This window comes from Pedobacter foliorum (assembly GCF_013266735.1).
In the GTDB taxonomy this organism is placed as follows: domain Bacteria; phylum Bacteroidota; class Bacteroidia; order Sphingobacteriales; family Sphingobacteriaceae; genus Pedobacter; species Pedobacter foliorum.
Map to the genome: position 1 here is coordinate 195,031 of NZ_JABSNU010000001.1, position 12,505 is coordinate 207,535.

A 12,505-nucleotide genomic window follows, 5' to 3' on the forward strand; every position below is an offset into this window, starting at 1 on the left:
TATGAAACTAATTGTAGCAGTACTTGTAGTGATGTACTTATATACACTGTCGTTTGGAATTTTTATGACAGATTTTTTTAGAATACCTACACCACTTATTTTCTGTTTCCCCCTTGTCTTTTTATTTAGAGATAAGGAAAAACTTGGATTCTTGTACAAACACGAGCTTGTTTTTCTAGGTGTAGCGATGTTCCTGTATAATGTTATTGGCTTTTCTGATTACATGGTATTTATAGCTAATGTATTATGTATTGGAATGTGTGCCGCTTACTTTAATTACTTTGTTGGTACCAATAGAAAGAGGTTTGATATCACCGTTTATATTTTTATTGCTTTACTTACTCTTTCCGGAATTGTAATGGTGTTTAATCCATTCTATCTTTCAGAGATAAATAATTTTAGATCAATGCTTATGGGAGAGCCTGTAGTTCAAAGTCCCTCCGGAATAGCAATTTATCAGTTTAATTTTGGATACCAACTGGCGGCACTTGTGCCATTTCTTTTAATTTTTACATTCGTATTTGAGAAGCCATGGATAATTAAGATACTCAGTCTCCTTGTTTGCTTACTTTTTATTTATCTAGGCATGCAACGTTCAGTGTTTGTTGGTTTTGTTTGCTCTGTGTTCCTATTTCTTCTGTTATACTATAATTACAAAGCAATTTTCATCGTATTATTCGCAGTATGTGCCGCATTCGTTTTTTATACCTATGTTTTAAAAGATAATCTGGATTCCTACAACAATATTCTTACAAAGAATGAGCACAATATGGAAGAATATAACAGATCTACTCTTGCAGCAGAAAATTTAAGAATTTATTCTGAATACCCATATGGACTTATATTTTACGGGAAGGACTGGTCAGATGTGACCTATCGTAACGAAGTATTTTCTTCTGGGCTTACTTCTCACAACGCATACTTGATGTTTCTGACCTATGTAGGTCCTTTTTTAGGTCTAGGAATATTGGCTGGGCTGTATTATAAAATTGGAAAAATAATAATTGGAGCATTTAGAAATGTAAGAAAGAAGCAGTTTGCCTTAATGATTTGTCTTTGCTCTTCATTCATAGCAATTTCTATTAACTCATTGTCGCATAACTCATGGCTTGTTAGTGCAAATGGCCCAACATTTTTCCTCTATTTCGCAATTCTGCACCTTAATTTTTTACTAAATAAAGAGACTGAATCCGACGTAGAATTAGACAATACGTCAAACATTCGTATTCATCATTCCTAACAAATAGTATTTTATTTTTTTGAATCAGATTTCCAGTTAAATAAGACTATGGAGAAAGTAAAAATAATGCACCTTATAGGTGATTTAACCAAGGGCGGGGCTGAACGCTTTGTAGTTGATTTATGTAACGAACTGGCAAAGGATGATCAATACGAGGTTTTTTTAGTTTCTATCTGTGCGAATGACGAAGAGGAGACTTTTGTGAAAGATATAGACAAAGCTGTTAGGTATGTTTCTTTTAATAAAGAAAGAGGATTTAGCCTAAGTGTTTTTATGGCTTTAACCAAATGGCTGGTTAAAGCTAAACCACAGGTTCTGCATTCGCACTTAAATGGTTTTGAATACCTCGCTTTTTATCTTTTTCTAAGTAAGAGCTCACTTTTTTTTCACACGATTCACAATACTGCTGTAGCTGAATGTCCCAATTTTTTTATTAAGAATTTCCGCAAAGTATGGTACAAATCCAATAAAGTAAAGCCAGTGACAATTTCTTTTGATGGTAGTAAAACATATAGAGACTACTATAAACTGAACAATGACATCTTAATTGAAAATGGGAGACAGGATTTAGTAAACAGTGATGAATATCCTTTGCTAACAGAACGATACCGGAAAGGTGAAGACGAGTTTATTTTAGTGCATGTCGGGCGTATCGCAACTGAAAAAAACCAAGAACTATTAATAAAGGCGGTACAACAATTTAATGCAACTGAAGAAAAGAAATGCAAGCTAATTATTATTGGAGAGGTTAAAGACAAACAACTCTATCAACGTTTGCTAAAGGTAGTTGGTAATGACACCTACATAGAGTTTGTTGGAGGTAAACATAACGTAGTCGACTATTTGACTTTAGCAGATGCATTTTGCCTTTCGAGCATATTTGAGGGGATGCCAATCTCACTAATTGAAGCATTATCGGTAGGCTGTATTCCGGTTTGTACTCCTGTAGGTGGTATTAAGCAGATGATTAAACACGGAAAGACCGGTTTTTTAAGTAAAGATATCAGTGTAAATGGATATTGCGATGTACTTAAAGAGGCGTTGACACATCCGGATAAAAAAATGATCAAATTAAACGGAAGACTATTCTTCAAATTAAATTATCATATCCAGGCATCCGCAAATGCACATTCAAGAAGCTACTTGGCAATGTTAATGTTGGGTAGAGATACTACGATGAAGGACTATCAGGTGATTACTAAGATTTAACTTAAATTAAGATGATAAAATTTACTAATGACGAGCTGAAAGTTGTAAAGAAAATTGAAATACTAAAGAATGAGGCAGGATCCCATTCTCCAAGCTTCTTTACATTTAAACAAAAACTTCCTGAAGTAGACATTAAAGTAGATGCTTGCTTCTTATCTAATCCCTATGCTACAGATTTATTTATTGAATACTTTAATAAGGAAATTCTGCACACCGGAAATATTAGGGATTTATTAGAAAGCTATCCCTCACAGAATGGGGTAATAGCTGAGATTCTCGCTGATTTCCTGAAAATCGATTCAGGGAACATCTTTATTGGTAATGGTGCCATCGAGATCATTCAGGCTGTGATTCATAACTTTACCAGGAAGAAAATCATAATTACTATTCCCACCTTTTCTTCTTACTATGAGTATGTTAAGGAAGGAGTTGATGTAGTATATTATAATTTATCAAAGGACAACAGTTACAGTCTTAATGCTGAAGAATATATTGACTTTGTTAAGCTGCATAAACCAGATACTATAGTTCTGATTAATCCAAACAATCCTAATGGAGGCTATACCAAGGCAGCTGATGTACAGCGAATTATTGAGGAACTTTCATTTGTTGAAAATATCATTATAGATGAAAGTTTTATTCATTTCGCATATGAAAGTGAATCATATCAATTGGTTTCATTATCTCATTTAGTAAAAAACCATCCTAATCTTATTGTTTTAAAAAGCATGTCGAAAGATTTTGGGATTGCCGGAGTTAGAGCTGGTTATGGTGTAATGAGAAAGGAATATGTGGACAAGTTATTAAAGAATGGCTATTTGTGGAATTCAAATGGGCTAGCAGAATACTTCTTTCGTTTGTATACAAGAGCGGATTTTGCGCTTAGGTATGACAAAGTAAGAGTGAAGTACATTGTTGAAACTTTGGAGTTTATCCAGGAATTGAAACAGTTGTCAAATATCAAAGTATACCCTAGTATGGCAAACTTTGTTCTTATCGAATTGCAAGAGGGAATAAAATCAACAGAATTTGTTGCTAAACTGCTGATAAGCTATGGGATTTATGTTAGGACTTGTGATGATAAAATTGGCTTAAAAGGACAGTATATAAGGCTAGCATCCCGATCCAAAGAAGAGAATGACTATGTAATTCAAAGTATAAAGGCTTGTTTAGAATTGAATAAGGTTTTGAAATTAGTAAATGAAACGGCTATTTAAAGTGATTATTTACGGTGCTTTCGATCTGTTTTTTAAATATCGTTTTAAACGATGTATTAAAGATGTTGATCTAAAGGATAGGGTGTATTTGGTAGATATAGATAATACGCTAGCTGATACATGGCCATCACTACGTGATTATGTTTATAGAAATGAAAATCATAGGTATGGCTCTCTATCTATTTTTCTAGGGATGCGAAATTTCATTCTCGATAAAATGAAAATGAAAAAATGCGTGATTTTCATTTCTGCAAGAAGTTACTCAGACTACTTTTCAACACGAAAATGGCTATCCAATAATGGATTGAAGTCAGCTAATGTAATTCTTGTGAACAAGGCTGAAGATAAGCTGAACTACATAAAGATGCTACTAAACAAAGGTATAGCTGTAGTTTATATAGACGATCTGAGTTATGGTCATGAGCATGGTGAAGTTAGACTCTATGAAAAAATGATATTAAAAATAAAAGAACTACCAGTAGAATATTTAGGCGTTAAAGAAATAGAATTAATCAATTCAGCTTATGAAACCAGTAATAAAGGTATTAAAAAGAATATCTCGTATCATCAGAATTATAGTAGCAATTAAGTGGTTTAAATTATGGAAGTTATACGATTCCAAAAGCGATATTTTGGTATGGATTCCTTTTAGATCGATTAAATATTTTGGATCTGATGCTTTTATCTGGGATATGGCCACTATTGCCGGTTTGATAACGGAGAATAAAAGAATAAAAATTGTATACAGCCTAGCTATTGGTAAATATCATAACAAGAAAATCTTCTTCTCTATCAGCAACCGATACAATATTTACAAGTTCGACAACTATACACATATTTTATCCCATATAACTATGCAACTGGAGCAGCAGGGTAATTCAGTTTTCCCAAAACATAGCGAGACGATGTTATGGGAAAATAAAACATATATGCATCAGGTGTTTTATGTGGAAGGGGTTAATGAACCTAAGACAAAAATATTCGAATCATTAGAAGACCTGTTAAATGCCAATGTTCTTTATCCATTTCTAGTTAAAGCGGAACATTCATCATCATCTGAGGGATTATACAAGATTTCATCTATTGATGACTTAGCTGAACTCGTTTCTAACAAAAAATTCGTGGAAGAGAATAGACACATTATAGTGCAGGAGTTAATTAATATGAGAAAGGATTTGAGGGTTATTTTGGTTAAAGGAGAAATTCTGCTTCATTATTGGAGGATAAACTTAAATAAGGAATGGAAGCCTACATCGACCAGCTATGGAAGTAAGGTAGACTTTGATTTTTTCCCAGAACAATGGAGAGAACATATTATAGAAACATTCAAATCTCTGAAAATTACTACAGGAGCCTTTGATGTTACATGGCGAAATGATGATCTGGATACAAAACCAATCTATCTGGAAGTTAGCCCATTTTATCAGCCAAATCCTAAAATGGAGTTAAAAGATAAAGCATATGCTTTCTATAAACAACATTTTAGCTTATTCAACTCATGGGATGTTAAGTACGTCGATGTGGTTTTTGATATTAAACATAAACAAGTAAAAGCTTATCTGGAAGATTCATTAGCTAATTAGGTTCTTACATTAATTGGCCTCTCAAACATATCGTTTATGAAAGTGAACAAAAGGGTGATTTTAATGACTCCATCTATGAGCAAAGGTGGGGCAGAAACCCAATTACTTAAAATTGCATTGTTTCTTAAATCAAGGCATCATAAGGTTTTGATTATTTCTTTAAAGCCAATAGATGAATTTAATGGCGAAATCAAAAAGTCAGGTTTAGAAGTGTTGTTTTTAGGGAATTGGTTTCGCAATCCATTTTCAAATATAAGCTCGCTATATAAAACCATTAAAAGATTCAGGCCAGATGTAGTTATTGCTTTTATGTTTATAGCAATAATATTTGCGCGCCTTTTAAAGTTAAGCTTCAAATTTAAACTGATATCAACCATTAGGATATCTGTGATACCTAAGAAATGGTATCTAGCTTTTAAGCTTACGCAAAAACTTGATGATGTTATAGTTTATAACTCTTTTGCTTCGATGGTAAATTTTGAAAAGCAAAAGCTAGTGTGTAAAGGAGGGGTTGTAATTCATAATGGAATTGCGCTACCAGTGTACAGCAATATTGATGATGACCTTGAAAAGAAAAACTTTAAATGGATTTGCATAGGTCACTTTAGATGGAACAAAGATTATTTAACACTATTTAAAGCGATAGCGCTTCTAAAACATAGAAATTTTACTGTCGATATCATTGGAGATTTAAATGGCGAATTGTGGCCGCATAAGGCCATTGAGGAGTTGGAAATTCAAAAACACGTGAATATTATGGGTTTTAAGCAGGAAGCGCATAAATATTTAGGTCAATCAGATGCTTTTGTACTTTCCTCATTTTCAGAAGGTATGCCAAATGCAATTTTGGAAGCCATGGCTCATGCCAAACCTACAGTTGTTACAGACATAGATGGAAATCATGAGTTAGTTGAGAAAGCGCAGTGTGGTTTGTTATGTGAGAAGCAAAATGAGCAGGACATGGCTACCAATATGTTAAAAATAATGGATATGTCAGCTGCAGATAGGTTAGCGCTTGGAAATAACGGAAAGCTGCATATCAAAACACGATTTAGCGAAGAAAAAGTGATGGGCGAATGGATGCAATTAATTGACAGATTAGCTGGTTAATGTTATTTAGAATTGACGTTATATGTGCGGAATATTTGGAACAATAAACTATGAATACCCAATAGAAAAGAGTAATATCTTTAATGGATTATTGCACAGGGGACCTGATGAACAGGGCTATTATAGCTTATATAATGTAAATCTTTATCACACCAGGCTGGCGATTCAGGATTTAAGCGTTAGCGGACAACAACCAATGGAGTATAATGGTTTAGTCATTGTTTTCAATGGCGAAATATACAACCATATGGAGCTGAGAAAAAAGTATGGACTTAAAGCTTCCTCAAATTCTGATACACTGACTATCCTTATGATGTTCGAGCTGATGGGGATGAACATGCTTGATGAATTTGATGGCATGTTTGCCTTTGCTTTATATGATACAATCAATTTTAGAATGTATCTGGCTCGTGATAGGGCAGGTAAAAAACCTCTATATGTATACAATAGGGCAAGAACATTTGTTTTTTCATCAGAATTAAATGTACTCTATAAAAAATGTAAACCTGAGATAGACTATTCCGCTTTAGCTGATTACCTCTATGTTGGTCATCACTATCGTAAGGCTACACCGTATCTCTTTGTAAATGAACTTGAAAATGGACATTATTTAAAGATTGATACGCTTACTGGACTTTGTGATGATGTTTGCTGGTTTAAAATTGAGGATTACTATAAGACAGAAAGAAAACCTGATTATACTGAGGCGGTAACACAGTTGGACTGCATACTAAAAAAAGCAGTAAAAAGTAGAATAGATAGTTCTGATTTGGATGTTGGATCATTCTTGAGTGGAGGAATAGATAGTGGTTTAGTAACAGCAATGGCTGCTGAACAAACTTCAAAGCTTAAAACATTTACAGTTAAAGTTCCAGGATCATTTGATGAATCGGCCTTGGCTGAAAAGGTCGCGAAAAAATATGGCACTGATCATACAGTTGTTGAAATAGATTTTTCTGATTTAAACAAGGATATAGAGAAAATTATAGTAAATCATGGCGAACCGAATTCTGATAATTCCGCAATTCCAAGTTATTACGTTGCCAGAGAAGCAAAGAAGCATATTACGGTAGTCTTAAATGGCGATGGTGCTGATGAATTATTTGGAGGGTACAGAAGGTATGTGCCTTTCAGACATGTCGATTTTTTCAATCCTAGCCAGTTTACCAGGATTAGTTCAAGAATATTAAGCAGTATTTTGCCGGTAGCGAACCAAAAGCAAAGCAATTACACCTATTTCTATAGACTGTTAAAATTTGCAAGTTATTCTGACCTGATTAAAATATATTGCTCTGCTTCATCGGATCTTTTTGTTGGTTTCGAAGACGCCTTCATCGAAAAGCCAAAGATGAAGATGATTTCAAGTGATTTGGCAAGAATAAACGATTATTCCATATCGCCGCTAAAGAAGTTGTTGCTAATGGATTTCGATTCGATGTTATTTAGTCGGCTACTAACCAAAATGGATATTGCTACAATGGCGCATTCTTTGGAGGGAAGAAGTCCATTTCTCGCTAAAGAGGTACTTGAATTTGCTCCTGGGCTTCCAGACAACTATAAGATCAAAAAGCTACAGACTAAAGATATTCTTAGGACTCTTGGTAAAAAATACCTACCTGCTGAACTCATTGATCAACCTAAAAGAGGTTTTGAAATACCATTGAAAAACTGGGTAGATAATGAGCTGAAAGAAATCATACAAGCCTATTTGCTGGCTCCGGATAATTTGTATTCTAAAATCTTAAAAAAGGATTTCATAGTAAATCTAATAGATAGGAAGATTAAAATCTCTGACGAAAGAAGAGCCAAAATACTGTTTTGCGTATTCAGTCTTGAGGTATGGCATAAACACCTTTAGGCTTAGCAATCTATAAATCTAAAATTAAAAGCAATCATTATGAAAGTATTAGTTACTGGTACAGCCGGTTTTATTGGATATCATTTAACCAGATTTTTGTTAGAAAGAGGTGATGAAGTAATAGGGATTGATAATATTAATGATTATTATGATGTGAATTTAAAATATGGCAGACTTGCAGAAACCGGAATTAGCGGATCAGAGTTAGAGTATGGTAAAGCCATAAGAAGTACTAAATATTCAAACTATCAATTTGTTAAATTGGACCTTACCGATCATGGTAAGATGAAAAAACTTTTTAAAAGCTGCCATTTTGATGCAGTATGTAATTTGGCAGCCCAGGCAGGAGTAAGATATAGCATAACTAATCCACGTGCCTATATAGATTCCAATATTACAGGTTTTTTAAATATTCTTGAGTGTTGTCGTACGCATAACATTAAGCATTTGGTTTATGCAAGCTCATCCAGTGTTTACGGCTCAAATAAAAGAATGCCTTTTTCTGCAAGCCATCAGGCGAATCATCCGGTATCATTATATGCTGCTACAAAAAAAAGCAATGAATTGATGGCCCATACTTATAGCCATTTATTTAAGCTTCCAACAACAGGACTGCGTTTTTTTACTGTCTATGGGCCATGGGGAAGGCCAGATATGGCTCCCTTTCTTTTTACCAAAGCGATTCTGGAACATAAACAAATAGACGTATTTAACAATGGGTGTATGAAACGTGATTTTACTTATATCGATGATATTGTGGATGGAATCGTTAGGGTTATCGATCATCCCGCAAAGAGAAATGCATTATGGGACGCTTCAGTGCCAGATCCGTCTAGTTCAAATGTTCCATACAGAGTTTTTAATATTGGAAGAGGAGAATCAATTGATTTGATGAATTTCATTACAGAGATTGAGAAGAATATAGGTGAGACTGCAGAGAAAAATTACATGCCTATGCAAAATGGAGATGTTGAAGAAACATGGGCAGACATCTCTGTAATGAAGAAAATGCTGGCCTATAATCCAAAGATTTCTGTTGCGGTAGGTGTAAGGAATTTTGTTGATTGGTATAAAGATTTTTACATGGTAACAAAAAACAGACAGAGTTTCCAGGAAACAGCTGTTTATCATTGACGATTCCGTTGAAAAATAATACGAAAAATAATTGATAATTCTAAATTTTCGGGCTAATATATTAAGTGTTTGGCGAGGGAATAGTGTTATGTGACAGAAAAATTACAATTATAAGCGTGTTTAAACATACTTATTGTAGCATATACACTCACTGAAATAAATAATATTCCTCTATTTAAAATTAATTTTAAAATTATATCCTGAAAATATTTTAACCAATCTGTTTCTTAGATAAGAAATAGTTTCTAGAAGTTAATTTTTTAGATATTCTACTTTCCTATCGAAAATTTATTCGCTTTAATAATTAAATCATTCAGATCAGCTAAAGTTAACGTGTCTTTAAAAAACGATTTTCCTTACAGAAAATCATCAATTTTCCATAATTTTTGAAGTGTATAGTGTCGCGTTTTTTCGCGTTACCATTGTATACTTTTAAAAAATCAAATGGAAAGAAAAAACAAAACAACAAATCGACTGCCCATGAGCCTTCTATTACTGTTAGTTGTATTGACTTTTAGTAAATGTAAAAAAGGCTCGGATGTGGCAAACCCTGAAAGCCCACTTACTACTACAGGAGCTACTTTAGCTGCCGTAAATAGCCCAAGTGGCATTCAAACCCTAAATGTAAGCAAAGCTGCTAGTGATGGTGGTTTTTCTTATAAAGTTTATGATTTACCTGTTACGGGAGATTCAGGAAGCGAGCCGTCACTTTCAAAAATGAAAGTTTTTGAAAACGGAAAAGAACTTGGTGCTGCACATTCTAATCATGCAGATATCAGAACTATTGGTAAAGGTCGCTTTAGTCATTGGCTAAATGCGCTATATTTATCTGCCTCAGATAATACAGATCCAAGAACCAATGGACGTACTTATACTTATTCTATAGATGGAAGTACAAGTTCTGTAGCTAAACCACCGGTAACTAATCCAATAACTCCACCGGTAACAAGTCCAGTGGGAAGTGATGCAATTATTGGCTATGCCTCTGTTGATGGTAAAACTACAGGTGGTTTAGGTGGCCCAACAGTAACAGTAACCAGTTTTGCTGCTTTAAAATCTGCTGTTTCATCAAACACAGCCAAAATTGTTATGGTATCGGGAAGGATTACCGGAGCAGGCTTTGTAAATGTAGGATCTAACACAACAATATTAGGTGTAAAAGGTTCAAGCATGGAAGGTGTAGGATTATTAATGTATGGTACTAGTAATGTTATCATCCGAAATATGACTATAAAAAATGTAGTAACTTATTCTAATATTGTCATAAAAGAAGGTGCACATCACGTATGGGTTGACCACTGTGATTTGTCATCTGACAGAAATCACGGATGGGATTATTATGATGGATTGTTAGATGTTGGAAACAGAGCTGATTACGTAACATTATCATGGAACAGATTGCATGATAATCACATTCCTATGTTAATCGGTTTTGGAGATCAAAACACTAATGACATCGGTAAACTTCGTGTGACTGTTTATAAAAATTATTTCTATAATGTATCTGAAAGACAACCAGGTACTAGATTTGGATACATGCACGTATTCAACAACTACTTGCAGAATGGCAGTGGATATGGGGTAGGTGCAACAATGGGTGCTACTGTAAGAACTGATAACAACTATTTTGAAAATCAGCAGTATCCTATTTATACTGAGTATAATGCAAAACCAGGATTTATAAGTGGTGCAAGTACCAATATTTATAAAAACAGTGGTGCAAACAAAATATCAACATCAGCATCAACATGGGTTCCAACTTATGAATACAAATCAGAGCTAATCCCTGCTGCGAATGTTCCTGCTGTTGTAACAGCTGGTGCTGGAGCAACATTAAGCTTATAATAATCAGTATTTATGATTGATTAAACATCTCATTTTGATGTTATAATATTTAAGGGTCGGTTTAACAATAATTTTGTTATTCCGACCCTTAAATATATACCTATAAATTTAAATCAACATGGTAAAGGAAAGAAAGATAATCTTGATCTCATGCGATTCTCCACGTTCATTACTGGATTTCAGAGGTAAATTGATAGAAGCACTTATTGTAAAACATGAGGTACTAATTTTTACTCCAAAGATTGAACAAGATTGGATTAAGAATAAACTTACTGAGATGGGGGTGAAGATATATGAAAATGGCCTAAATCCGAGTAATGTATCAGTGATATCTGACCTTAAATATCTTTTTGAATTGTGCAGATTGCTCAGGGTGATCAAACCCGATGTTTTTTTTCCTTACACCTTTAAGCCAGTGATTTATGGGGCATTTGTCGCCAGATTTTGTAGAGTGAACCATATCACTCCTATGCTAACTGGGCTTGGTTATAATTTTCTTGACAATGGCTCTAGAAAGACAGTGGTTCAGAGAATCACAAGAATTCTCTTGAAATTAAGCCTTAGAGCAAGTAAAAGATTACAGATTATTTTTCAAAACAGGGATGACTATAATACCCTCATTCAAGCAAATATTATCACAAATAAGAACATAGCTCATGTTGTAAATGGCTCAGGAGTTGATTTGTCCTACTATGATTATTCTCCTCCAGACTTAAATAATATTAGCTTTTTGATGATCTCCAGATTAATTAATGCAAAAGGGATTAAAGAATACTATTATGCAGCGAAGCAAATTAAGGAGAAATTTCCGGAGGTTGTCTTTAAGCTAATTGGGCCATACGATGATAACATAGATGCCATTAGCCCTGAGTTGTATTCAAAAATAAAATCTGACGGGACGATTCAGTATTTTGGATTGGTTGATGATGTTAGGCCTTATATTAATCAGTCTTCAGTTATAGTGTTGCCTTCTTATTACGGAGAAGGAGTTCCAAGATGCCTTTTAGAAGGAATGGCCATGGGAAGAGCAGTTATTACATGCAACTCTGTCGGCTGCCGGGAAACAATCAATCCACTCCTAAGAAAAGCAAACGGTTTTTTAGTACCCATTAAAGATATTAAACAATTGGCTTCCAAAATGGAATATTACATAAGACATACCGATGACGTTACGCGATTCGGTTTAAATGGCAGAAAGTATGCAAGTGAAAAGTTTGATGTAAATAAAGTGAACCAAACTATGGTTAGCATTCTTGAGGGAGCTTAATTCTCGTACTTTAAATCTATTTACACAGCACCTTAAAAGATC

10 protein-coding genes are annotated in these 12,505 nt (G+C 34.1%); all 10 read left to right on the forward strand.

Going from position 1 to position 12,505, the window contains the following annotated elements; translation table 11 throughout:
• Position 1: 1 nt before the first annotated feature.
• The 10 genes from HQN83_RS00890 to HQN83_RS00935 all read left to right on the forward strand — a co-directional run bounded on the left by HQN83_RS00890 (position 2) and on the right by HQN83_RS00935 (position 12,463).
• On the forward strand, positions 2-1,240 hold the full coding sequence (locus tag HQN83_RS00890; RefSeq protein WP_173087664.1) for an O-antigen ligase family protein: 1,239 nt from the start codon (positions 2-4) through the stop codon (positions 1,238-1,240).
• A gap of 48 nt (positions 1,241-1,288) precedes the next feature.
• The gene (locus tag HQN83_RS00895) at positions 1,289-2,449 is read left to right on the forward strand and encodes a glycosyltransferase (protein ID WP_173087666.1); all 1,161 of its coding nucleotides are present in this window, start codon (positions 1,289-1,291) and stop codon (positions 2,447-2,449) included.
• 11 nt (positions 2,450-2,460) lie between these two features.
• On the forward strand, positions 2,461-3,666 hold the full coding sequence (locus tag HQN83_RS00900) for a pyridoxal phosphate-dependent aminotransferase (RefSeq protein ID WP_173087668.1): 1,206 nt from the start codon (positions 2,461-2,463) through the stop codon (positions 3,664-3,666).
• Positions 3,650-4,255 carry a hypothetical protein gene (locus HQN83_RS00905; RefSeq protein WP_173087670.1) on the forward strand — a complete coding sequence of 202 codons (606 nt, stop codon included), beginning with the start codon at positions 3,650-3,652 and terminating at the stop codon, positions 4,253-4,255. The genes HQN83_RS00900 and HQN83_RS00905 overlap by 17 nt, the downstream gene beginning before the upstream one ends.
• Positions 4,191-5,249: an ATP-grasp domain-containing protein gene (locus HQN83_RS00910; RefSeq protein ID WP_173087672.1), complete on the forward strand. Its 1,059-nt coding sequence runs from the start codon at positions 4,191-4,193 to the stop codon at positions 5,247-5,249. The genes HQN83_RS00905 and HQN83_RS00910 overlap by 65 nt, the downstream gene beginning before the upstream one ends.
• A 36-nt stretch (positions 5,250-5,285) precedes the next feature.
• Complete coding sequence (locus tag HQN83_RS00915) at positions 5,286-6,359, forward strand: glycosyltransferase (protein ID WP_217277283.1); 1,074 nt, start codon at positions 5,286-5,288, stop codon at positions 6,357-6,359.
• A 22-nt stretch (positions 6,360-6,381) separates the two neighbouring features.
• Entirely contained in the window at positions 6,382-8,217 is a 1,836-nt protein-coding gene (gene asnB / locus HQN83_RS00920) for an asparagine synthase (glutamine-hydrolyzing) (protein WP_173087674.1), read from the forward strand.
• A gap of 39 nt (positions 8,218-8,256) precedes the next feature.
• On the forward strand, positions 8,257-9,351 hold the full coding sequence (locus HQN83_RS00925) for an NAD-dependent epimerase (protein ID WP_173087676.1): 1,095 nt from the start codon (positions 8,257-8,259) through the stop codon (positions 9,349-9,351).
• Positions 9,352-9,831: 480 nt separating this feature from the next.
• Positions 9,832-11,196 (forward strand): pectate lyase family protein, encoded by a 1,365-nt coding sequence (locus HQN83_RS00930; RefSeq protein ID WP_173087678.1) that lies wholly within the window; start codon positions 9,832-9,834, stop codon positions 11,194-11,196.
• A gap of 118 nt (positions 11,197-11,314) precedes the next feature.
• Entirely contained in the window at positions 11,315-12,463 is a 1,149-nt protein-coding gene (locus tag HQN83_RS00935) for a glycosyltransferase family 4 protein (protein ID WP_173087680.1), read from the forward strand.
• The last annotated feature ends 42 nt before the right edge of the window (positions 12,464-12,505 follow it).